22 protein-coding genes and 1 pseudogene are annotated in these 21510 nt (G+C 60.5%); 11 read left to right on the forward strand and 12 right to left on the reverse strand.

Translation table 11 applies throughout. The annotated features are described in order from the left end of the window. Nucleotides 1-20: 20 nt before the first annotated feature. The 3 genes from AB4N33_RS19955 to AB4N33_RS19965 form a co-directional block, all read right to left on the reverse strand. Nucleotides 21-992, reverse strand: coding sequence for a phasin family protein (locus tag AB4N33_RS19955; protein ID WP_476458088.1), 972 nt, complete (start codon nt 990-992; stop codon nt 21-23). 10 nt (nt 993-1002) lie between these two features. Beyond that, on the reverse strand, nt 1003-1425 hold the full coding sequence (locus tag AB4N33_RS19960) for a phasin family protein (RefSeq protein WP_460118845.1): 423 nt from the start codon (nt 1423-1425) through the stop codon (nt 1003-1005). Nucleotides 1426-1636: 211 nt separating this feature from the next. Beyond that, nucleotides 1637-1912, reverse strand: a complete 276-nt coding sequence (locus AB4N33_RS19965; protein ID WP_460118846.1) for a polyhydroxyalkanoic acid system family protein — start codon at nt 1910-1912, stop codon at nt 1637-1639. Between the two features lie 153 nt (nt 1913-2065). Between AB4N33_RS19965 and ubiE the strand changes: the two genes are divergently transcribed. The 11 genes and pseudogenes from ubiE to AB4N33_RS20020 all read left to right on the forward strand — a co-directional run bounded on the left by ubiE (nt 2066) and on the right by AB4N33_RS20020 (nt 10209). Continuing rightward, nucleotides 2066-2836 carry a bifunctional demethylmenaquinone methyltransferase/2-methoxy-6-polyprenyl-1,4-benzoquinol methylase UbiE gene (gene ubiE, locus AB4N33_RS19970; protein ID WP_460118848.1) on the forward strand — a complete coding sequence of 257 codons (771 nt, stop codon included), beginning with the start codon at nt 2066-2068 and terminating at the stop codon, nt 2834-2836. Beyond that, on the forward strand, nt 2836-3459 hold the full coding sequence (locus tag AB4N33_RS19975) for a ubiquinone biosynthesis accessory factor UbiJ (protein WP_460118850.1): 624 nt from the start codon (nt 2836-2838) through the stop codon (nt 3457-3459). The genes ubiE and AB4N33_RS19975 overlap by 1 nt, the downstream gene beginning before the upstream one ends. Then, nucleotides 3456-5060, forward strand: coding sequence for a ubiquinone biosynthesis regulatory protein kinase UbiB (gene ubiB / locus AB4N33_RS19980; protein ID WP_460140450.1), 1605 nt, complete (start codon nt 3456-3458; stop codon nt 5058-5060). Before AB4N33_RS19975 ends, ubiB begins: the two co-directional genes overlap by 4 nt. Nucleotides 5061-5246: 186 nt before the next feature. Further along, nucleotides 5247-5648: a phosphoribosyl-AMP cyclohydrolase gene (hisI, locus tag AB4N33_RS19985; protein WP_175375321.1), complete on the forward strand. Its 402-nt coding sequence runs from the start codon at nt 5247-5249 to the stop codon at nt 5646-5648. Then, nucleotides 5641-5973, forward strand: coding sequence for a phosphoribosyl-ATP diphosphatase (locus AB4N33_RS19990; RefSeq protein WP_460118855.1), 333 nt, complete (start codon nt 5641-5643; stop codon nt 5971-5973). Before hisI ends, AB4N33_RS19990 begins: the two co-directional genes overlap by 8 nt. 25 nt (nt 5974-5998) lie before the next feature. Further along, entirely contained in the window at nt 5999-6277 is a 279-nt protein-coding gene (locus AB4N33_RS19995) for a twin-arginine translocase TatA/TatE family subunit (RefSeq protein WP_460118857.1), read from the forward strand. 10 nt (nt 6278-6287) lie between these two features. Further along, complete coding sequence (tatB, locus tag AB4N33_RS20000) at nt 6288-6716, forward strand: Sec-independent protein translocase protein TatB (protein ID WP_460140451.1); 429 nt, start codon at nt 6288-6290, stop codon at nt 6714-6716. After that, complete coding sequence (gene tatC, locus AB4N33_RS20005) at nt 6713-7507, forward strand: twin-arginine translocase subunit TatC (RefSeq protein WP_460118861.1); 795 nt, start codon at nt 6713-6715, stop codon at nt 7505-7507. Before tatB ends, tatC begins: the two co-directional genes overlap by 4 nt. Further along, complete coding sequence (locus tag AB4N33_RS20010; RefSeq protein ID WP_460118863.1) at nt 7504-8211, forward strand: 16S rRNA (uracil(1498)-N(3))-methyltransferase; 708 nt, start codon at nt 7504-7506, stop codon at nt 8209-8211. The genes tatC and AB4N33_RS20010 overlap by 4 nt, the downstream gene beginning before the upstream one ends. A gap of 93 nt (nt 8212-8304) precedes the next feature. Beyond that, nucleotides 8305-9351 (forward strand): annotated as a pseudogene (locus AB4N33_RS20015) (methyl-accepting chemotaxis protein); the annotation flags it as partial. 144 nt (nt 9352-9495) lie between these two features. After that, nucleotides 9496-10209, forward strand: coding sequence for a methyl-accepting chemotaxis protein (locus AB4N33_RS20020; protein ID WP_476458839.1), 714 nt, complete (start codon nt 9496-9498; stop codon nt 10207-10209). 129 nt (nt 10210-10338) lie between these two features. Here the strand turns inward: AB4N33_RS20020 and AB4N33_RS20025 are convergent, their stop codons facing one another. The 9 genes from AB4N33_RS20025 to AB4N33_RS20065 all read right to left on the reverse strand — a co-directional run bounded on the left by AB4N33_RS20025 (nt 10339) and on the right by AB4N33_RS20065 (nt 21255). Beyond that, nucleotides 10339-11073, reverse strand: a complete 735-nt coding sequence (locus AB4N33_RS20025; protein ID WP_460118865.1) for an amino acid ABC transporter ATP-binding protein — start codon at nt 11071-11073, stop codon at nt 10339-10341. Next, nucleotides 11066-12025, reverse strand: coding sequence for an amino acid ABC transporter permease (locus AB4N33_RS20030; protein WP_476458089.1), 960 nt, complete (start codon nt 12023-12025; stop codon nt 11066-11068). Before AB4N33_RS20030 ends, AB4N33_RS20025 begins: the two co-directional genes overlap by 8 nt. 143 nt (nt 12026-12168) lie before the next feature. Continuing rightward, nucleotides 12169-12966: a transporter substrate-binding domain-containing protein gene (locus tag AB4N33_RS20035; protein ID WP_460118869.1), complete on the reverse strand. Its 798-nt coding sequence runs from the start codon at nt 12964-12966 to the stop codon at nt 12169-12171. A gap of 220 nt (nt 12967-13186) precedes the next feature. After that, nucleotides 13187-15757 (reverse strand): glucans biosynthesis glucosyltransferase MdoH, encoded by a 2571-nt coding sequence (gene mdoH, locus AB4N33_RS20040; RefSeq protein ID WP_476458090.1) that lies wholly within the window; start codon nt 15755-15757, stop codon nt 13187-13189. Next, nucleotides 15750-17573 (reverse strand): glucan biosynthesis protein G, encoded by a 1824-nt coding sequence (locus AB4N33_RS20045; protein WP_460118871.1) that lies wholly within the window; start codon nt 17571-17573, stop codon nt 15750-15752. Before AB4N33_RS20045 ends, mdoH begins: the two co-directional genes overlap by 8 nt. A 276-nt stretch (nt 17574-17849) precedes the next feature. Further along, the gene (dtd, locus tag AB4N33_RS20050) at nt 17850-18287 is read right to left on the reverse strand and encodes a D-aminoacyl-tRNA deacylase (RefSeq protein WP_460140454.1); all 438 of its coding nucleotides are present in this window, start codon (nt 18285-18287) and stop codon (nt 17850-17852) included. Beyond that, nucleotides 18284-19255, reverse strand: a complete 972-nt coding sequence (gene pip, locus AB4N33_RS20055; protein ID WP_476458091.1) for a prolyl aminopeptidase — start codon at nt 19253-19255, stop codon at nt 18284-18286. Before pip ends, dtd begins: the two co-directional genes overlap by 4 nt. 104 nt (nt 19256-19359) lie before the next feature. Then, on the reverse strand, nt 19360-20286 hold the full coding sequence (locus tag AB4N33_RS20060; protein WP_476458092.1) for an alpha/beta hydrolase: 927 nt from the start codon (nt 20284-20286) through the stop codon (nt 19360-19362). A 21-nt stretch (nt 20287-20307) separates the two neighbouring features. Then, complete coding sequence (locus AB4N33_RS20065; RefSeq protein WP_460142172.1) at nt 20308-21255, reverse strand: choline ABC transporter substrate-binding protein; 948 nt, start codon at nt 21253-21255, stop codon at nt 20308-20310. Between the last annotated feature and the right edge of the window lie 255 nt (nt 21256-21510).

Here is a 21510-nt window from a genome sequence, read left to right on the forward strand (position 1 = left end):
CGTTTTCTCGAGCCCTGGAATCAGGACTGACTGGTTGGCGTCGAAGAAGCTGGCGCGGCAGTCGGGGTGACAGCAGGCGTTGGAGCGGCAGCGGAGTTGGTGGTGCTGGCCGCAGTCGCCGGGGTTGCCGGTTTGGCGGCAGCCACTGCTGGTTTTGCGGCAGCGGCTTTCGGCGCCGCCGGTTTTTTCACTGCAGGTTTTTTCGCAGCGGCAGGTTTTTTCGCAGCGGCAGGTTTTGCCGCAGGCTTGGCGGCCGGCTTGGCAGCCGCAGTCTTGGCAGCGGGTTTTGCTGCAGGTTTCGCGGCTGGCTTCGCAGCCGGTTTAGCCGCTGCGGCTGCCGGTTTGGCAGCAGGCTTGGCGGCTGCCTTGGTCACAGGTTTTGCTGCCGCTTTCGCGGCAACGGGTTTGGCCGCTGCCTTGGTAGCTGCAGGTTTGGCCGCTGCGGTTTTCGCCGCCGGCTTGGCGGCTGCTTTTGCGGCAGGCTTGGCAGCCGGTTTGGCCGCCGCTTTTACCAGAGGCTTGGCAGCCGTCTTGGTAGCAGGTTTGGCAGCAGCGGTTTTGGCCGCTACAGGTGCAACCTTGGCACCGGTGAGTTTTTCGATTTGCTTGGTCAGGGTATCGACCTTGCTGTGCAGCGCCTTGACTTCATTACGGCTCGGTACGCCCAGGCGCGAAATCGCGCTGTTGAGGCGCTTGTCGAAAGCACCTTCCAGTTCGTCCCACTTGCCCAGTGCACGGTCTTTCACACCGGAGATGCGAGATTTAGCCGAGGACGCGGAATCCTTGGCGGCATCGACACCTTTGCCGACAGCGCTCTTGGTGAGCTTCTCGGCTTTCTCGCCGTCTTTGACCAATGCATCGAAGAGTTTGCTGCCGTCAGTGTCGATCTTCGAGTACACGCCTAAGCCAGCCAGCCAGATCTTGCGGGAGTAGTCTTCGACTTTCCCAATCCACGAGCTGCCTTCTTTATCGGTGTTCTTTTTACCAGCCATCCCGTTCTCCTTAAGATTTACGCGCGACGCGTTCGAGCAATGCCGTCAGCTCATCGAGCTTGACAGAGAGTGCCTCAACGTCATGTTTAGACGGAATGCCGATACGATTCAAGGCACTTGCGACACGCGAGTCAAAAGCCTTCTCTACTTTATCGAGTTGAACTTCGACCTTGCCTTTGAAAGTGCTCACTTCACTCTTGGCTTCATCGATCTCGGTATTAGCCGCTACAAGTTTTTCGGCAACTAATTTTTTGCCTTTCTTTTCAACAAGTTGACCTTCCTTGATCAACTCCTGGAAGTACTCGCTGCCCTCCTGACCGACCTTGGTGTAGGCGCCCAGGCCTGCCAGCCAGATCTTGCGGGCATAGGATTTTACGTCGCTCAGAGCCGTCGTCGAAGCGTCGATTTTTTTCTTCAAAATTACTTTGGCCATGGTGCACCTCACGCGCAGAAGGTTTGAGGAACTGCCCGGGAAAGAGTCGGGCTCATGCACAACGTAAGGAGAATAATTAGAAAGGGCACCCTAACAACTGACACAAAACAATGGACGGGGATGTAGGAGATGATGGTGATCCTGTGGGAGCGGCGGTGCGACGATTCGACTTGCTCGCTCCCACAGGGAAAGTATTCAACTCACGAGTCGGTTACACCAACGCCTTATCCAGCGCCTTCTCGATTTCCGCTTTGATCATGCCGCTCATGGCCGACATCATCAGGCCCAGCTCCACTTCGACGCGGATCGAATCATCCGCCACATGCACCGCACCTTTAACCCCCGAACGCTTGAGATTCAGGGTGTCACCGGACCATTGCGGCTCCAGGCCATACTGATCGGACAGCTTCTGCGCCAGCTTGTCAGCCTTCTCGCGGGCCGCTTCCTTGCCCAGGTCGTGGGCACGTTCAACAGTAATACGGGCCATCAAATGACTCCTGTTTATGGGTACGCTACTTGGGCATATTGACCGCCGATGCGGCAAAACGTCCCAGTGATTGCCTATCTTACCTGCAGCCTTGCCAAGACAAAGCCGGCCACCGGGATTAGAATGCCCGCATTCTCTTCTGGTGACAGCGATATGACTGATCAGCGCAAAGGCAGCGATGCCGAACCCACCACTCACTTCGGCTTCAAAAACGTTCCGGAAAGCCAAAAAGCGGAAAAAGTCGCCGAGGTGTTCCACTCGGTAGCGGCCAAGTACGACTTGATGAATGACCTCTTGTCGGGCGGCATGCACCGTCTGTGGAAGCGTTTTGCAATTGAACTGTCGGGCGTGCGCAGCGGCAACCGTGTGCTCGATATCGCTGGCGGCACCGGCGACCTGACCAAGAAATTCTCGCACCTGGTTGGCCCGACTGGCCACGTGGTATTGGCCGACATCAACGAGTCCATGCTCAAGGTCGGTCGTGACCGCCTGCTGGACCTGGGTGTGGCCGGCAATGTCGAATTCGTTCAGGCCGACGCGGAAAAACTGCCGTTCCCTGACAATCATTTCGATTGCGTGACCATCGCCTTCGGCCTGCGCAACGTGACGCACAAGGAAGACGCCCTGCGTTCCATGCTGCGCGTGCTCAAGCCTGGCGGCCGTCTGCTGGTGCTGGAGTTCTCCAAGCCGACCAACGCACTCATGTCCAAGGCCTACGACGCCTACTCGTTCGCCTTCATGCCGCTGGTGGGCAAGCTGGTGACCAACGACTCGGAAAGCTATCGCTATCTGGCCGAATCGATCCGCATGCACCCGAATCAGGAAACCCTGAAGTCGATGATGGTCGAGGCCGGTTTCGACCGCGTGACTTACCACAACATGACCGCAGGCATCGTCGCCCTGCACCGTGGCATCAAGCCCTGATGCTGCTCGCCGGACTGCTCGCCAGCGTTGAACTCGGCCTGAACCGGGTGTTGCGCCTCGACAGCACGGCGCTGCCGCGGCTGGCGCATTTGAGCGGCAAAGTGATCGCCGTCGAGTGCCGCAGCCCGGCGCTGCATTTACACATCCTGCCCAGCGACGAAGGCTTGATGCTCGCCTCTCAATGGGAAAGCGGCGCTGATTGCACCTTGCGCGCCCCCGCTGCCAGCCTGATAAAGCTGGCGCTGAGCAAGGACAAAACTGCGGTCCTGCACGGTCCTGAAGTCGAACTCGACGGCGACAGCAGTGTGCTGCTGGAGCTGGCCGCCATCCTCCAGGACCTGGAGCTGGACTGGGAGTACGAGCTCTCGCGCTGGCTGGGCCCGGTCGCTACGCAACTGGTGGGCGGTCACCTGCGCAGTCGCGCTCGCTGGTATCAGCAAGGATTTTCCAGCCTGGGCCAGAACCTGGGCGAATACCTGGCCGAAGAATCGCGTACCCTCGTCGGTCAGCGCGAAGCCGAAGCCCGTTTCAGTGAACTGGACCGGATCAAGCTCGATCTGGAACGTCTCGAGGCGCGTGTCGAGCGCCTTTCCCGATCCCTAGACCCAAGCGATAACGCATGAAGCTGCTTGCCGTCCGCCGTTTGTTGCGCATCCAGCGCGTTGTGATTCGTTATCGCCTCGATGACCTGCTGTTCGACCTGCCGCTGCCGTGGTTCCTGCTGGCGCTGCGCTATGCCCTGCCGTGGCGCTGGTTCCCGCGCAAGAAAACGGACCTGAGCCGAGGTGCACGTCTGCGTCTGGCGCTGCAGGACCTGGGACCGATCTTCATCAAGTTCGGGCAGATCCTCTCCACCCGTCGCGATCTGCTGCCGGAAGACATCGCCGACGAGTTGATGCTGCTTCAGGACCGCGTGCCACCGTTCGATTCCCAGGTGTCGGTCAAGCTGATCGAAGAACAGCTGGGCAAGAAGATCAGTGAAGTGTTCAGCCGCTTCGACGTCGAACCACTGGCCTCGGCGTCGGTAGCGCAGGTGCACGCCGCGCAACTGAAAACCGGCGAAGAAGTGGTGGTCAAGGTGATCCGCCCCGGCCTCAAGCCGGTGATTGCCCAAGACCTGGCGTGGCTGTTCATCCTCGCCCGAGCTGCGGAGAAACTCTCGGCCGATGCGCGCCTGCTGCACCCGGTGGACGTGGTCAGCGACTACGAAAAAACCATCTATGACGAACTCGACCTGTTGCGCGAGGCGGCCAACGCCAGCCAGTTGAAGCGCAACTTCGAAGGCTCGCCGATGCTCTACGTACCGCAGGTCTATTGGGACTGGTGCCGGCCAAAAGTGCTGGTGATGGAGCGCATCTACGGAATTCAGGTCACGGATCTGGCGACCCTTGCCGACCAGCGCACCGACATGAAAATGCTCGCCGAGCGCGGCGTGGAAATTTTCTTCACGCAGGTTTTCCGCGACAGCTTCTTTCACGCCGACATGCACCCCGGCAACATCTTCGTCAGCACCGTCAACCCGTGGAGCCCGCAGTATATTGCCATTGACTGCGGGATCGTCGGCAGCCTGACCCCGGAAGACCAGGACTACCTGGCACGCAACCTGTTCGCTTTTTTCAAGCGCGATTATCGGCGCGTGGCGCAGTTGCACATCGATTCGGGATGGGTGCCAGCCGAGACCAAACTCAACGAATTCGAAGCGGCAATTCGCACTGTGTGCGAGCCGATCTTCGAAAAACCGTTAAAAGATATTTCCTTCGGCCAGGTGCTGATGCGCCTGTTCCAAACCGCCCGGCGTTTCAATATGGAAGTGCAACCGCAGCTTGTCCTGTTGCAGAAAACCCTATTGAACATCGAAGGCCTGGGCCGTCAGTTGTACCCGGACCTGGACCTGTGGAACACCGCGCAGCCGTTCCTCGAGCGCTGGATGCGTGAGCGCGTCAGCCCCAAGGCCCTGCTCGGCAACGTGCAAAGCCAATTCGAACAGTTGCCGCACCTGGCCAACATGGCGCGTGACCTGCTCGAACGCATGTCCCAGCCCCACGCCTACGACCCGCCACCACCCTGGCATCGCCGACGCGACGACTGGTTCCTGCGCCTGCTCGGCACGGCTCATCTGGCAGGCGGGGCTATCCTCGCTGCGGGCGGGCCGCTGAACGAACTGGCTTACTGGCCGGCCGGTATCATGATGGCGGTCGGCTTGTATCTCATCGTGCGAAGATGAGCGTAAGCTTCAAGCTTCAAGCTTCAAGCTTCAAGCTTCAAGCTTCAAGCTTCAAGTGGCATAGTGAGTTCCCACTTTGGGTTTATGCCTGCACGTATGCAACGTTAGAATCACGCAAGACCAAAGCGGATTTGCTTTTACTTGCAGCTTGAAGCTTATAGCTTGCAGCTGCTTCAGGAACTGAAGATGACCAACTGGCTGGACGAGATCAAGTGGGATGCCGATGGCCTGGTACCGGCCATTGCCCAGGATCACAAGACCGGGCGCGTCCTGATGATGGCCTGGATGAACCGTGAAGCGCTGGAACTGACCGCCGCCGAGAACCGCGCCATCTATTGGTCGCGTTCCCGTGGCAAGCTGTGGCGCAAGGGCGAAGAGTCCGGCCATGTGCAGACCCTGCACGAGATGCGCCTGGACTGCGACGCCGACGTGATCATCCTGATGGTCGAGCAGATCGGCGATATCGCCTGCCATACCGGCCGCCAGAGCTGCTTTTACCGTGTTTTCGAGAACGGCGACTGGAAAACCGTCGACCCGGTCCTGAAAGACCCGCACGCCATCTATAGCGCAGGACACAAACATGAGTGACACCCTGACCCGCCTCGCGCAGGTGCTGGAAGAGCGCAAAGGTGCCGCTGCCGACAGTTCGTATGTCGCCAGCCTGTACCACAAGGGTTTGAACAAGATTCTGGAGAAAGTCGGCGAAGAGTCCGTCGAGACCATCATTGCCGCCAAGGATGCCGCCGTCAGCGGCGACTGCAGCGATGTGATCTACGAGACCGCCGACCTATGGTTCCACAGCCTCGTCATGCTCGCCCAACTGGGGCAGCATCCACAGGCTGTACTCGATGAACTGGACCGTCGCTTCGGTCTGTCCGGACACGCTGAGAAAGCCTCGCGCCCGTCCGCCTGAACAACCTTTTGAGAGGAGCAGCAACATGGGCATTTTTGACTGGAAACACTGGATCGTTATCCTCGTTGTTGTGGTTTTGGTGTTCGGCACCAAAAAACTGAAAAACCTCGGCACTGATGTCGGCGAGTCGATCAAGGGCTTTCGCAAGGCCATGAACGACGACGAGAAGCCGGCTGACCCCGCCGCTACACCTGCGCAACCGGTGCCACCTGTTCAGCCACAGACCACCCAGGCTGTGAACCAGCCGCACACCATCGACGTGCAGGCGCAAAAAGTCGAAGAGCCGATCCGCAAAGACGTGTGAGCATTGACTAATGTTTGGTATCAGCTTCTCTGAACTGCTGCTCGTCGGCCTCGTTGCCCTGCTGGTGCTGGGTCCCGAGCGCCTGCCGGGTGCTGCGCGCACCGCCGGACTGTGGGTCGGGCGCCTGAAGCGCAGCTTCAATGCGATCAAACAGGAAGTTGAACGTGAAATCGGTGCCGACGAGATTCGTCGGCAACTGCACAACGAGCACATTCTGTCGCTGGAGCAGGAGGCTCGGAAGATTTTCACGCCGACCCAGCAGGAGCCGACACCGGTTCCGCCCGAGGCCACGCCAACCGCCGCCACGTCCGTCGCTGAAACAGTGCCTGTCGAACCGGCGCCCGCAGTGGTCACCGCCCCCGTCGAACCTGTAGCACCCGCGGCTGCGCCTTCGGCGCCGGCCCCTCAAGACCCTACACAGCCGCCGCGAGTCTCATGAGCGATCTTCCTGAAAATGACCAGCACATGCCGCTGGTTTCGCACCTCACCGAGCTGCGTACCCGCCTGCTGCGCTGCGTAGCGGCGATCTTCATCATCTTTGCCGGGTTGTTCGCCTTCACCCAGCAGATCTACACCTTCGTCTCCACGCCGTTGCGCCAGTACCTGCCGACAGGCGCGACGATGATCGCCACCGATGTGTCGTCGCCGTTCCTGACGCCATTGAAGTTGACCATGATGGTCTCGCTGTTCCTGGCGATCCCGGTGATCCTGCACCAGATCTGGGGCTTCATCGCGCCGGGCCTGTACAAGCATGAGAAGCGCATCGCAGTGCCCCTGCTGGTGTCGAGCATCCTGCTGTTCTATGCAGGCATGGCCTTCGCCTATTTCCTGGTGTTCCCGCTGATCTTCAAGTTTTTCGCCGCCGCGACCCCGGCCGGCGTGGAGATGATGACCGACATCACCAGCTACCTCGACTTCGTCATGACCCTGTTCTTCGCCTTCGGCGTAGCCTTCGAAATCCCGGTGGCCGTGGTATTGCTGGTGTGGATCGGCGTGGTCGACGTCAAATACCTGAAGAAAATCCGCCCCTACGTGATCATCGGCTGCTTCGTGGTTGGCATGATCCTGACACCGCCGGACATCTTCTCGCAGACGTTACTGGCCGTGCCAATGTGGTTGCTGTTTGAAATCGGCGTCCTGTTCGGCGGCCTGATCAGCAAACGGGGCGATCACCCTGACGATCAGCCGGTCGACGACCACAACGACCAGCCGCCAGCGACCCAGGCGTGAACCTGCTGCTCCTCGAAGAGGCCGACTTCATTGCGCACGACCGGGTGATCCTGCGAGATCGCCGGTTGACGCACATGCAGGAAGTCCACCGCTGTGAAGTGGGGGACAGGTTGCGTGTCGGGCGTATCGGCGGGCTGATGGGGTCCGCGCAGGTGATGCGCCTGGACACCAACGAAACCGAATTGCAAGTCACCCTCGACCAGCCACCGCCAGCCAAGCTGCCCATGACCCTGGTATTGGCCCTGCCACGCCCCAAGATGCTGCGCAGGGTGTTTCAGACCCTTGCTGCCATGGGTGTGCCGCGTGTCGTGCTGGTGAACAGCTACCGCGTCGAGAAGAGCTTCTGGCAGACACCGTTCCTGGAGCCGGAGGCGATTCGCGAGCAGCTGATCCTCGGCCTTGAACAAGCCCGGGACACTGTCCTGCCCGAGGTGGTGATCGAGAAGCGCTTCAAGCCGTTCGTCGAAGACCGACTGCCGGCGATCAGCGAAGGCACCCTCGGCCTGGTCGGCCACCCCGGCGATTACCCGCCCTGCCCTCGCGGCCTCGACGAGCCGGTGACGTTGGCTATCGGACCGGAAGGTGGCTGGATCCCCTACGAAATCGACCTGCTGGCCAAATCCGGCTTGCAACCGGTGCAGCTTGGCGAGCGCATTCTGCGGGTCGAAACCGCCGTCACAGCGCTGCTTTCCCGGCTGTTCTAGGGCTCGCACGCCCCTACAGAATCCATTTCACCTGCCGATACAACTCCCATAAAACCAATGTTTGGTCCGGAGAGTTGCAGCATGTACCGATGGATGGCCGAAAAGCTGGGAAACGTTAGCGTCAATCGCAAACTGAGTGTCGGCTTCGGCTTGGTGCTGTTATTGACGTTGCTGATCACCTTTACCGGCTGGACCGGCCTGGGTGAGGTGATAAACCGAGGCGACAAGCTCGGGTACATTGCCAGCCTCAACGACTTGACCAAAGACCTGCGCGTAGCCCGCCTGGACTACGAAATGCGCCGTGGTGAACAAGGCACGGGCACGGTCAACGACCTGCTCGGCCAACTCGATACCGGCTTGAAAACCGCCCGCGCAATGATCGAACAACCTGCCGACGCAGCCATGGTCGACCAGCAACTGGCGGCCGTCAGCGAATACAAGCAAGCTTTTGCCGCCATGGCCCAGGCGGGTGCCAACCGTGAAGACGCGCGCAGCAAGCTCGGTGCCTCCGCCGACAATGCCGTGGCCCGGGTGGCGGAAATCGAAAAAGCCCTGCTGCAAGGCGACAACGTCGCGGATTTCAACAGTGTGGTCGAGGCCGGCAAACTGTTGCAGCAGTCGCGCTATCAAGTGCGCGGCTACACCTACAGTGGCAAGGCCGACGCCGAGCAACCGGCGCTGGACGCCATTGCCAACGCCTTGAACTACCTCGATACCCTGCCCTCGAAATTGCCGCCCCAGTACACCGCCGGCCTGCAACAGGCCAGCGAATCGTTCAAAACCTACCGGGCCGCCGTCACTCAATTTCGTGATTCCCAGGTGGCGACCGCCGCTGCCCTGGTACGCATGAAAGCACAAGGCGAAATCCTGGTCGACGTCAGCCAGAAGCTCACCGCGTCGCAGACTATCGTGCGCGACACCGATGCGGCGCACGCTAGGAACCTGTTGCTGTTGGCCACCGCCCTGGCACTCGTCTTCGGCCTGTTTGCCGCCTGGGCGATCACCCGGCAGATCGTCATCCCACTGAGCCAGACCCTGAAAGTGGCTGAGCGCGTCGCCGCCGGCGACCTGAGCCAGAACCTTGAGTCCTCGCGCCAGGACGAACTCGGCCAGCTGCAGCGCGCCATGCAGAGCATGACTGTCGGCCTGCGCGAGCTGATCGGCGGCATCAGTGATGGCGTCACGCAAATCGCCAGCGCCGCCGAAGAATTGTCCGCCGTGACGGAGCAAACCAGCGCCGGGGTCAACAGCCAGAAAGTCGAGACCGATCAGGTAGCGACGGCCATGAACGAGATGACTGCCACCGTGCAGGAAGTCGCGCGCAACGCCGAGGAAGCGTCCGAAGCGGCAGTGGCTGCCGATCAGCAGGCTCGCGAAGGCGACAAGGTGGTGGGTGAAGCCATCGCCCAGATCGAACGCCTGGCCCAGGAAGTCGGCAATTCCACCGAAGCCATGGGGGACCTCAAGCGCGAAAGCGACAAAATCGGCAGCGTCCTTGACGTGATCAAATCCGTGGCACAACAAACCAACCTGCTGGCGCTCAACGCCGCCATCGAGGCAGCCCGTGCCGGTGAAGCCGGGCGTGGCTTTGCGGTGGTGGCCGACGAGGTCCGCAGCCTCGCCCAACGCACGCAAAAGTCCACCGAAGAAATCGAAGAGCTGATCGTCGGTCTGCAAAACGGCACCCAGCAAGTGGCGACCATCATGGACAACAGCCGCACCCTGACCGACAGCAGCGTCGAACTGACCCGTCGTGCGGGTGGATCACTGGCAAGCATCACTCGCACCGTGTCGGCGATCCAGTCGATGAACCAGCAGATCGCCGCAGCGGCCGAACAGCAGAGCGCAGTGGCCGAAGAGATCAACCGCAGCGTGTTGAACGTGCGTGATGTGTCCGAACAGACCTCGGCGGCGAGTGAAGAGACGGCGGCGTCCAGCGTTGAGCTGGCGCGGTTAGGGACGCATTTGCAGATGCTGGTGGGCAGGTTCAAGGTTTGAGGTGACTGTCTTGCCTCGGTTCGCTTGAGACCGAGGTGAGTCAATCGCGAGCAGGCTCGCTCCCACAGTGTTCACCGCAAAACACTGTGGGAGCGGCGGTGCGACGATTCGACTTGCCCGCGATAGGGCCTAAAGGACCTGGCGCAGGAAGGCCTGGGCCCGCGGATCCTTCGGCGCATCGAAGAACTCTGCCGGCGAGGCATCTTCCAGTAACTTGCCGTGATCGAAGAACAGCACACGGTCGGCCACTTCCCGCGCAAACCCCATCTCATGGGTCACGCAGACCATGGTCATGCCTTCCTGAGCCAGGTTTTTCATGACATCGAGTACCTCGCCGACCATTTCCGGATCGAGGGCTGAGGTCGGCTCGTCGAACAGCATGACCTTGGGCTCCATCGCCAGCGCCCGCGCAATCGCTACGCGCTGCTGCTGGCCGCCAGACAGGCGCGAGGGAAACTCGTGAGCTTTCTGCGCGATCCCTACCTTTTCCAGCAACGCCAGGGCCTTGGCCTCGCGCTCCTTCTTGCCGCGCTTGCGCACGACTTTTTGCGCCAGGCACAGGTTTTCCAGGACGGTCATGTGCGGGAAGAGGTTGAAGTGCTGGAACACCATGCCGACTTCGCGGCGGTAGGCATTGATGTCGGTTTTCGGATCGGCCAGTTGCAGGCCGTCAATGCTCACCGAGCCTGCGTCGAATTCTTCCAGACCATTGAGGCAGCGCAGGAAGGTCGACTTGCCAGAGCCTGACGGGCCGATGACAACGAGCACTTCGCCCTTGGCCACGTGGGTCGACACATGGTCGACCGCTCGCACCACCTGCCCCCGAGTGTCGAAGACTTTTACCAGATCGCGAACTTCAATCACTTTGCGCGAGCCTCCGCTCAAGCCGACCGGCGATTTTCGACAGCGGCAGGTTGATCAACAAATACAGGCCAGCCACACAGAACAGGATCTCAAACGGCGAAAACGAAGTGGTGATGACTTCGCGGCCGCTCTTGAGCAGCTCGGTGATGGCGATCACCGACACCAGAGAGGTGTCCTTGACCAGACTGATGAATTGCCCGGCCAGCGGAGGCAACACGCGTTTTAACGCTTGCGGCAACACGACATGGCGCATCGACTGGCCCGAGCTCAAGCCGAGGGAGCGCGCGGCCTCATTCTGGCCACGGGCGATCGACTGCACGCCAGAACGAATGATCTCGGCGACATAGGCCCCGGTGAACAGCGACAGCGCGGCGACCCCGGCAAACTCCCGGGACAGGTTCATCACTGTGCCGATGAAGAAGTAGAAAATGAAAATCTGCACCAGCAATGGCGTGCCGCGCACCAGTTCGACGTAAATGGTCGACAGGTCACGCAGGGTCGGGTTGCTCGACAGGCGGCACAAGCCTGTTGCGAGCCCGATCAACAGCCCCAGCACGCCCGACACCACCGACAGCCACAACGTGGTCCAGAGCCCCCACAAGAGCGGCCCGGCCGCCCAATGACGGGTCACGCCGATCACATCGCCTTCCGCCACATCATCGCCCTGGGCGACTTGCAGGCTGTTTTCGTCGACGATCACGCGCTGCTCGTCACCGGCGTCGTTGCGCAGGGTCACTTCGGCCTTGCCGCCGTTACGCACAAGATCGCTGACGGTGGAGATGTCGGCGGCACGCTGGGACTCTTCGGCATGGTAGGCGAAGTACTGCGGCACGCGGTTCCAACGCCACTCGTAGGACATCAGCGAGGTGGCGTAGTACAGGCCGCCGGCCAGGCCGATCAGCACCAGCACGGTGAGTGCGTGCCAGGGCCATTGGGCTTTTTTATGTTTCATTGCAGTTCCGGAAATTGTGTTGCCTGTCAGGCCGTCATCGCGGGCAAGCCCGCTCCTACAGGGGAACGCGGTCTACTGTAGGAGCAGCCGCTCGACGCTCGATTGCTCGCGATGCAGGCGACTCGGTCTAGACGACCTGAGCCTTATTCCATGTCCTTGAGCCACTCAGTGCTCTTGAACCACTTGTCATGGATACGATCGTAGGTGCCGTCTTCGTGGATCTGGTGCAGGAAGTTGTTGATGAAGTTGATGCTGTCGTAGTCACCCTTCTTCAGGCCAAACGCGAGCGGTTCATAGGTAAACGGCTTGTCGAGGAATACCAGTTTGCCGTTGCCAACCTTGGTCAGCGCCACGACGTTGTACGGCGCGTCGTAGATAAACGCATCGGCCTTGCCGTTGACCACGTCGAGCACGGCTTCCTGTTCGTTGTCGTAGCCGTGGTACTTGGCTTTGGAGATCAGCTTCTTGGCCACCATCTCGCCGGTTGTGCCGAGCTTGGAGGTGATGCGGTAGTCAGCCGTGTTCAGGTCTTTGTAGGACTTGATGGTGCCTTCCAGTTCCTTGCGGATCAGCAGGGTCTGGCCAACCACGATGAAGGGTTCGCTGAAGTTCAGGCGCAGGTTGCGTTCCTGGGTCAGGGTCATGCCGCTGCCGATCATGTCGAACTTGTCGGTGAGCAGTGCCGGGATGATACCGTCGTAACCCGTGGACACCAGCTCCAGCTTGACGCCCATGGCCTTGGTCATGGCCTTGAGGATGTCGACTTCGAAACCGATGATCTCGCCGCGCTTGTTGGTCATTTCGAACGGCATGTAGGTCGGGTCCATACCGACTTTCAGCGTGCCGCGCTTGACCGCGTCGTCGATGGCGCCGGCCTGCGCTGCGCTGACTGCAACCAATGCCGTGACGCCGACCAGCAGCATCGAGAGATACTTCTTCATCATCATGTCCCCAAAACCATTGCGTTATGAGGCACGCAATCGCCGGTTCCCAGCGGGAAAAGCCGTCGATACGGACAAAAATTGCCCGGGCGCACCAATTCGGGGACGGATGCTAACGCACTCGCTCGTTTGCACAAGGGCTTAGGCAGGATTTGTTGGCGGATATCAGCGCAACGGTCATCGGCGAAGCAAAAAAACCCGCTTTCGCGGGTTTTCTTCATCAGGCCAGCTGCGGCTCGACGCTCAACGGCTTGAGCGGCAGCAGCGGCGCATGGGGATCGGCCTTCACCGATTTGCGCCAGGCTTCCAGCCACGCCGGGTGAGCTTCGCTCCAGACCTGCTCGTGCAATCGCGCCAGGGCAACCGGGTCGCTGAGCAGTTGCACACGCTCGTCATTGGTCAGGCCCTCCGGGCCCACCTTCAACGCATGGCGAACCCGTTCGGTGCGCAGATACTCGATCGGCTCGGCCTCGCGGTGACGCGAAGTCGCCAGCGAGCACGCCAAGGCGTTCTGCTGAGGATCGACCACCGCACGAACAAAACCGTCCTTGAGCGCGTGGTAACGGTTTTCATGGGTGTACTGGTCAGTGGCCAGCAGCGCCTGTGGCGGATTGTATTCCTCAGGGATCAGGAACAGGCTTTCGTCACGGGACTTGAGGCCCAGGCCAACACGGCTGGAAATCACCGACACCGGGATCGACAACATCAGCGAACCGACGATTGGCACCAGCCACCAGAGGAAGCTCGGGTTCAGCCAGATCACCAACAACGCCCACAGGAAACCCAGCAAGGTTTGCGGACCGTGGCGCTTGACCGCTTCGCTCCAGGGAGTGGAGTCGTCGTCACGCTTTGGCGAGTTCCAGGTCGCGGCCCAGCCAAGGAACGCGGCGAGAACGAAACGGGTATGGAAGATCATTCGCACCGGCGCCAACAGCATGGAGAACAGCATCTCCAAAAGCATCGACATCGTCACCTTGAACTTGCCGCCGAACTCTTTCGCGCCCTTGGCCCAGATCAGGATGACACTCAACAGCTTCGGCAGGAACAGCAGCACCACCGTGGTCGAGAACAGCGCAATCGCCTTGTCCGGGTGCCATTGAGGCCACAGCGGATACAACTGACGCGGCTCCAGGAAGTATTGCGGCTCCATCAGTGTGTTGACCGCCAGCAGCGCAGTCGACAGCACCAGGAAGAAGAACCACAAAGGCGCCGACAGGTAGGACATCACGCCGGTCAGGAACACCGCACGGTGCACCGGGTGCATGCCCTTGACCAGGAACAGGCGGAAGTTCATCAGGTTGCCGTGGCACCAGCGACGGTCACGCTTGAGTTCATCCAGCAGGTTCGGCGGCAACTCTTCGTAGCTGCCCGGCAAGTCGTAGGCAATCCACACCCCCCAGCCGGCACGACGCATCAGCGCGGCTTCGACGAAGTCGTGGGACAGGATCGCACCCGCGAACGCGCCTTTACCCGGCAACGGCGCCAGGGCGCAGTGCTCGATGAACGGCTTCATGCGGATGATCGCGTTGTGGCCCCAATAGTGCGATTCGCCCAACTGCCAGAAGTGCAGGCCGGCGGTGAACAGCGGGCCATAGACGCGGGTAGCGAACTGCTGCATGCGCGCATACAGCGTGTCCATGCCCGAAGCACGCGGCGCGGTCTGGATGATCCCCGCGTCTGGCGTGGCTTCCATCAGGCGTACCAGGCTGGTCAGGCATTCGCCGCTCATCACCGAGTCCGCGTCGAGCACGACCATGTACTTGTAGTCACCACCCCAACGACGGCAAAAGTCGTCGAGGTTACCGCTCTTGCGTTTCACGCGACGGCGACGGCGGCGATAGAAAATCTTGCCGAAACCCTTGGCTTCACGGCAGACGTCCAGCCAGGCCTGCTGCTCGGCAACGCAGATGTCGGCATCGTTACTGTCGCTGAGCACGAAGAAGTCGAAGCGATCCAGGTCGCCCGTAGCGGCCACCGACTCGAACGTTGCGCGCAAACCGGCGAATACCCGTGGCACGTCTTCGTTGCAGATCGGCATGACCAGAGCGGTGCGTGCGTCTTTTGGAATCGGCTCGTTGCCGGCACTTTTACCGGAGATCCGATATTTATCGTGCCCGGTCAGCAGTTCCAAAAACCCCATCAACGCGGTCCAGAAGCCGGCCGATACCCAGCAGAACAGAATCCCGAACATGATCAGGATGCTGGTTTGCAGCGCATACGGCAGTACCTGGGTGGCCGTTTGCAAAAACGGTTGATGCAGGACCTCGTTGAGGTCGACGAACGACCAACCCTGGTACGGCATGATGCCTTTCATGTACCAGCCGGCGACGATGGTCTGGCCGAGCATCAACAGCAGCAGGATGTAGCGACGGATCGAACCGACCGTGCGCCAGCGTGCAGCCGGCAGGACGTTTTCGTCCTTGGGCGGCTTCGGCGGGTTGGTACGACCGGTGATACGACGCCAGCCGCGCACCAGGATGTTGGTGCGCCAAGGCTCTGGCACGACTTTGGTCCGACGGATCGGCGGAGTCGCCTTCAGGCACACCCGACCACTGGCGTCGAGCACCAGCATTTCGGCTTCGCGTAACTCTTCGGCGCTGCTCAGGATCAAACGCTTGCCGACGGACGCCTGGGCGGCGTCGGCAGGCGCGTCGAACGTCGACGACGACAAACGCTGATGCAGTTCACTGAAGGACTGGCAGCCCGCGAGTTCCGCGCGCTGCTGGTCGGTCATCGGTAAATGAGCCAGATACTCCGAGAGCGATTCTGGCTGGACTTGGGGATTACTCATCGGCAGGCAACTGGTAGCTCCAGGTCTCGGTCAGGACTTCTTCAGTCGGGGCCGATTCCGGTGTGGCTGGGGCCGCGTCGGCAGCAGGCTGCTGGGCGTCATGGTTGTTGGCCTTGTCCTTGGCATCGGTGGCTGGCTTGGCGTCGGCCGGTTTGGCTTCGGCAGCCTTCGCATCTTTCTCGGCTTTCTCGACTTTCTCCGCTTGCTTGGCAGCGACCTTGTCAGCCTTGGCCACCGAGGAGTTGGACGCCGGAAGCGACGTTTTGGCCAGGTCAGGCGTGACGATGCTCTGCACCAGGGCAGCGCGCATCTCGGTGGACTTGCCCGGATCCTTGATCTTCAGGCGCAGGGTGAGGCGCCAGCCCTTGGTTTCCGGGTTGTAGCGCACGCTGTTCTCGACCAGCTCGGCGTTGTCACCGACGCTGACCTGGCTGCGCACGTCCGCGTCAGGTGGCAGGGCCGCCAGCGATGGACCTTCGAAATCGACCAGGTAAGCCACGCTGCCGTCCGGTTGGCGGATCAGGTTGGACTGCTTGACGTCGCCGGTAGACTTCAGGGTCTGGCTGACCCAGGCGCTGTCCGGCGAGTGCAAGGCTGCCTCGTCCATGGTCCAGTGCATGCGATAGCCGAATTCCAGCGGTTTGCCAGGATCGGGCAGGGTTTCCGGGCTCCAGAACGCCACGATATTGTCGTTGGTTTCGTCCGCGGTCGGAATCTCGACCAGATCGACGGTGCCCTTGCCCCAGTCGCCCTTAGGCTCGATCCAGGCGCTTGGACGCTTGTCGTAGCGGTCGTCGAGGTCTTCGTAGTGGCTGAAGTCGCGGCCACGCTGCAGCAAGCCGAAACCACGTGGGTTCTCGACCGAGAAGTTGCTTACGGCCAGATGTTTCGGGTTGTTCAGGGGACGCCAGATCCACTCGCCGTTGCCGGCATGGATGGCCAGGCCGCTGGAATCGTGCAGCTCGCGGCGGTAGTTCAGGACCTTGGACGGCTGGTTGGCGCCGAACAGGAACATGCTGGTCAGCGGCGCGATGCCCAGTTTGCCGACGCGGTCGCGCAGGAACATCTGTGCCTTGACGTCGACAATGGTGTCGCTGCCAGGACGCAGGGTCAGGCGGTAAGCACCGGTTGCGCGCGGGGAATCCAGCAGGGCGAAAATCACCAGGTGCTTGTCGCCCGGCTTGGGCTGTTGAACCCAGAACTCACGGAAACGCGGAAACTCCTCACCGGACGGCAACGCGGTATCGATTGCCATGCCGCGCGCGGACAAGCCATAAACGTGGCCTTTGCCGACAACGCGGAAGTAACTCGCGCCGAGCATGGTCATGATTTCGTCTTGCTTGTCGGCCTTGTTGACCGGATACAGCACACGAAAGCCGGCGTAGCCGAGTTTTTCGGTAGCTTTTGGATCGAATTGCAGATCGCCGAAATCGAATCGACTTGGGTCGTATTTGATCTCTTGGACGGTGTTAGCCGTGATTTCGTTGATTTTCACCGGTGTATCGAAATGCATACCCTGGTGGTAGAACGACAATTTGAACGGGTTCTTCTGATCGGCCCATTCGGCTTTTTCCGTGCGGAAGCGAATTTTTTGATAATCCGCGAATTTCATTTCGCGGAATTCGGTCGGCAGGTTACTGCGCGGGGCTTCGTATTTCTGTCCGGCCAGCTCTTTTGCCTTGGCCGACACATCATCCAGACTGAATGCCCAAAGCTGGCCAGCGCTGAGCAGGCAAAGCAGGGCCGAGCCCGCTACCAGAGCGCTACGCAACCGTTTGGCAGACAATTTTGGTGCAATACACGGACTAACAATCACGAGCAACCCTCGCCGAAAACAGATCAATAAACCAACGGCTAGCTATCTATACGCCAGGTTGGCGAGCATTGTTCCGACTCCTATGGGGCTAAATGATTCCCCAACAGGTCCTGGACAAGTCTCTACCTAAGTCAAAATGGACCAACGAACGCCGATCCGCGTAGCGCGCGATTATCTAGTAGGCCGCGTTACAACGCATCAGGTGCAACAAAGTATTTATCGCGAAAACGCCCCGTTTTCAGCCGAAAAGCCCTTAAAAAGTTGTTTCAAGCACTTTCAAGTCTGTAACAGGAAGGTTACCGGGCCATCATTGACCAGATGCACCTGCATATCGGCGCCGAATCTACCTGATGCCACAGTGCCATGCACCTGTTTCGCTTTCTCCAGCAAATAATCAAAAAGCTCTTCACCCAGCGCTGGAGGGGCAGCAGTGGAAAAGCTCGGTCGCAACCCGCTCTTGGTATCGGCCGCCAGGGTAAATTGTGAAACCAGCAGCAACCCACCGCCGACATCCGCCAGCGACAGATTCATCTTGCCCTCGGCATCGCTGAACACCCGATAGTTAAGCAGCTTATGCAGAAGTTTGTCGGCGCTGGCGCGAGTGTCCTCTGGTTCTACAGCGACCAGCACGAGCAACCCCTGGCCCACCGAGCCCACCACCTCTGCCGCGACCTCGACGCGTGCGCTACGCACGCGCTGCAACAGACCCTTCATGCTTCTTCGGGTGCCAGATCGAGCAGGCGTCGAGCCATCTGGTCGGCGGCGCGCACCAGCGCATCGGTGATGCCCGGCTCGGACGCCACGTGGCCAGCCTCGCGGATGATCTGCAGTTCGCTGTTGGGCCAGTTCTGATGCAAGGTCCAGGCGTTATCGATCGGACAGATCGCGTCATAGCGACCGTGAATGATCACGCCGGGCAAATGGGCGATCTTGTCCATGTCGCGGATCAACTGGTTTTCTTCGAGGAACGAGTGATTAACGAAGTAGTGGCATTCGATGCGGGCGATCGACAGCGCACGCTGCGGTTCGGTGAATCGCTCGACCACCACCGGGTTCGGACGCAACGTCGCAATCCGCCCTTCCCAGGTGGACCAGGCCTTGGCCGTGTGCATCTGGGCGATCTGGTCGTTACCGGTCAGGCGCTTGTGGAAGGCGTTGAGCAGGTCGCCCCGCTCCTCTGGCGGAATCGGTGCGATGTAGTCCTGCCAGTAATCGGGGAACAGGCGACTGGCGCCCTCCTGGTACATCCAGTGAATGTCCTGCGCGCGGGACAGGAAAATCCCACGCAGTATCAGGCCGTGGACGCGCTCGGGATGGGTTTGCGCATAAGCCAGCGCCAGGGTCGAACCCCAGGAACCGCCGAACACTACCCACTTGTCGATGCCCAGGTGCAGGCGAATCCGCTCCAGGTCTGCAACCAGATCCCAGGTGGTATTGTTTTCCAGGCTGGCGTGCGGGGTGGAGCGACCGCAACCGCGCTGGTCGAAGGTGACAATGCGGTACAGGTTGGGATCAAAGAAGCAGCGACTCTGTGCATCACACCCCGAACCTGGGCCGCCATGGAGAAACACCACCGGCAAACCTTCCGGTGAACCGCTTTCATCGACGTACAGGGTGTGGGTTTCATCGACAGCCAGATCGTGCCGGGCGTAGGGTTTGATCTGCGGGTACAAAGTCTGCATTGCGCGCTCCGTAAGGGGTCGAGGTCATCCCTGGGGGGACTTCTATCATTCTGCCGTCCGGCATCATAAACCCGAATTACGTCAATGAGCATGCCCTTGCTGAGTCAGAGTTCTGTCGTCAGTTTTTTAGCCAGATAACCGACCAGTGTTTCATGCAGCGCGTCGACCTCGGGCACCTGGCCGCGCCCACGCAAACTGCCGTGAACCAGTCCTTCGCCGTAGTACAACGTGGTGGCAACGCCTGCAGCCGTGAGTTGTTCGGCGTAGCGCACGCCGTCATCTCGCAGCGGATCGAATTGCGCCACGGCGATCAATGCCGGTGGCAACCCGCTGAAACTGTCGGCCAGCAACGGCATTGCATGGGCGCATGGTGGCCGAGCTCCCAGGTACATGGCGTGGTAGTCCTCGACGTCTCGGCTGCTGAGCAAGGGTGCGTCGCTGCACTCGCGACGCGAGGGCAGCCGGTGATCACCCCCCAGGCCTGGATAGATCAGTACTTGAGCCGCCGGCAGGGGTTCACCCGCATCGCGCAAGGCCAGGCACAACGCGGCGGCGAGATTGCCGCCTGCGCTGTCGCCGGCCACCAGTGAACGCTGGGGGTCGAGGCGAAAGGGGCCGGTTCTCAGCGCACGCCAGACACCCAGGCAGTCGTGTAACCCGGCGGGGAATGGATGCTCCGGCGCCAGTCGATAATCGACCGCGATGACCAACGCGCCGAGCGTCGCCGCCCACTCGGCGCAGATGAAATCATGGGAATCCAGATCCCCCACTACCCAACCGCCGCCATGCAGGTACACCACGCACGGATCACCGGCGGGCGATGATGCCAATGGCGGTTGATACGCCCGCACCCGCACCCCGGCGAGTTCGAAGTCGACCACATACAAGCCGCCAGGTCGCGCCGGGGTAAACGCCCGGCACATCTCGCTGTAGGCCCGGCGCATGCCCGCGAGGCTGCTGTCGGCGCTGTTGAAGCCGATGGTTTTGTCGACGAACGCCATCATCTGTTCGGAAAGCGGGTAGTTAGCCATTCGTCCGGAGCCCTGTTGCTGTCAGTTTTTCAAACTGGCCTGTACGGTGGCGACGCCATCCTTGCCATCGAAACTGCTGACCCCGGCCAACCAGCGCTGAAGATCCTCCGGATGATCTCGCAGCCATTTCCTGGCCACATCCTGCGGGGTCTGGCGCTCCATGATAGGCACCATCAACTGGCTTTCCTGAGCAGCGGTGAAGGTCAGGTTTTCCAGCAGGCGGTTCACGTTCGGGCAGCGCTCGGCATAGTCCGGCGACGTCACGGTGGATACGGTCGCCGCGCCTTCGTTGGGCCCGTATACGTCTTCGCTGCCGGTCAGGTAAGTGATGTTCATGTTGATGTTCATCGGATGCGGCGTCCAGCCAACGAATACCACGAACTCCTTACGATTCACCGCCCGCTGAACGGCCGCCAGCATGCCCGCCTCACCAGACTCGATCAGTTTGAAGTCCTTGAGGCCGAAATGATTGGTCTCGATCATGGTTTTGATCGTGGTGTTGGCGCCACTGCCCGGCTCGATCCCGTAGATTTTGCCGCCGAGCTTGTCTTTGAAGTTGGCAATGTCGGCGAAGGTTTTCAACCCGGCCTCGGCGACATAGTCGGGCACTGCGAGCGTCGCCTGGGCATCGGCCAGGCTCGGCTTGGCCAAGACCCGGACCTGCTTGGCCTCAAGGAAGGGAGCAATATTCTTGTCCATCGCCGGTTTCCAGTAACCGAGGAATATGTCGAGGCGCTTGTCACGGATGCCGGCGAAGATGATCTGCTGGACGGCGCTGGTCTGTTTGCTTTCGTAACCCAGGCCGTTGAGCAGCACATCGGCCATGCCGCTGGTGGCAATCACGTCGGTCCAGTTGACCACGCCCATGCGCACCGTCTTGCACGAGGCGTCATCACTGGCCAGCGCACTGGTACTCAGAAGAGCGGTCCCGCAAAGGATGGAGAAACAGCGGGTAAACAGAGCTTTGATGCTTGTCATAAGGGCGTTCTCGTGCGGCAGCGGATTGTTATGGGCTCGGTGTCTTTGTGCACCGTGCGCAGAACATTACGCAGCAGACGAAAGGTAAAAGCGACCTGTGACGACCGAGATTTGCACGGTGGCGACTGTTTGAGGCGACCTGACACACCGCCATCGCGGGCAAGCCCGCTCCTACAGGGTGGACCGGTGTTGAAACACAAATTGTGTAAACACCGTAAATCACTGTAGGAGCTGGCTTGCCTGCGA

The sequence above is a fragment of the Pseudomonas sp. S1_E05 genome (genome assembly GCF_056337105.1).

What these genes read in the sequence shown, in the direction of transcription:
- AB4N33_RS20060 (WP_476458092.1), bottom strand. Translation starts at nt 20,286, where the DNA reads ATGGCTAACTACCCGCTTTCCGAACAGATGATGGCGTTCGTCGACAAA.
- AB4N33_RS19975 (WP_460118850.1), top strand. Translation starts at nt 2,836, where the DNA reads ATGCTGCTCGCCGGACTGCTCGCCAGCGTTGAACTCGGCCTGAACCGG.
- AB4N33_RS20020 (WP_476458839.1), top strand. Translation starts at nt 9,496, where the DNA reads ATGAACGAGATGACTGCCACCGTGCAGGAAGTCGCGCGCAACGCCGAG.
- AB4N33_RS19955 (WP_476458088.1), bottom strand. Translation starts at nt 992, where the DNA reads ATGGCTGGTAAAAAGAACACCGATAAAGAAGGCAGCTCGTGGATTGGG.
- AB4N33_RS19965 (WP_460118846.1), bottom strand. Translation starts at nt 1,912, where the DNA reads ATGGCCCGTATTACTGTTGAACGTGCCCACGACCTGGGCAAGGAAGCG.
- AB4N33_RS20035 (WP_460118869.1), bottom strand. Translation starts at nt 12,966, where the DNA reads ATGAAGAAGTATCTCTCGATGCTGCTGGTCGGCGTCACGGCATTGGTT.
- ubiB (WP_460140450.1), top strand. Translation starts at nt 3,456, where the DNA reads ATGAAGCTGCTTGCCGTCCGCCGTTTGTTGCGCATCCAGCGCGTTGTG.
- mdoH (WP_476458090.1), bottom strand. Translation starts at nt 15,757, where the DNA reads ATGAGTAATCCCCAAGTCCAGCCAGAATCGCTCTCGGAGTATCTGGCT.
- tatC (WP_460118861.1), top strand. Translation starts at nt 6,713, where the DNA reads ATGAGCGATCTTCCTGAAAATGACCAGCACATGCCGCTGGTTTCGCAC.
- AB4N33_RS20030 (WP_476458089.1), bottom strand. Translation starts at nt 12,025, where the DNA reads ATGAAACATAAAAAAGCCCAATGGCCCTGGCACGCACTCACCGTGCTG.
- ubiE (WP_460118848.1), top strand. Translation starts at nt 2,066, where the DNA reads ATGACTGATCAGCGCAAAGGCAGCGATGCCGAACCCACCACTCACTTC.
- AB4N33_RS19995 (WP_460118857.1), top strand. Translation starts at nt 5,999, where the DNA reads ATGGGCATTTTTGACTGGAAACACTGGATCGTTATCCTCGTTGTTGTG.
- hisI (WP_175375321.1), top strand. Translation starts at nt 5,247, where the DNA reads ATGACCAACTGGCTGGACGAGATCAAGTGGGATGCCGATGGCCTGGTA.
- tatB (WP_460140451.1), top strand. Translation starts at nt 6,288, where the DNA reads ATGTTTGGTATCAGCTTCTCTGAACTGCTGCTCGTCGGCCTCGTTGCC.
- AB4N33_RS19960 (WP_460118845.1), bottom strand. Translation starts at nt 1,425, where the DNA reads ATGGCCAAAGTAATTTTGAAGAAAAAAATCGACGCTTCGACGACGGCT.
- dtd (WP_460140454.1), bottom strand. Translation starts at nt 18,287, where the DNA reads ATGAAGGGTCTGTTGCAGCGCGTGCGTAGCGCACGCGTCGAGGTCGCG.
- pip (WP_476458091.1), bottom strand. Translation starts at nt 19,255, where the DNA reads ATGCAGACTTTGTACCCGCAGATCAAACCCTACGCCCGGCACGATCTG.
- AB4N33_RS19990 (WP_460118855.1), top strand. Translation starts at nt 5,641, where the DNA reads ATGAGTGACACCCTGACCCGCCTCGCGCAGGTGCTGGAAGAGCGCAAA.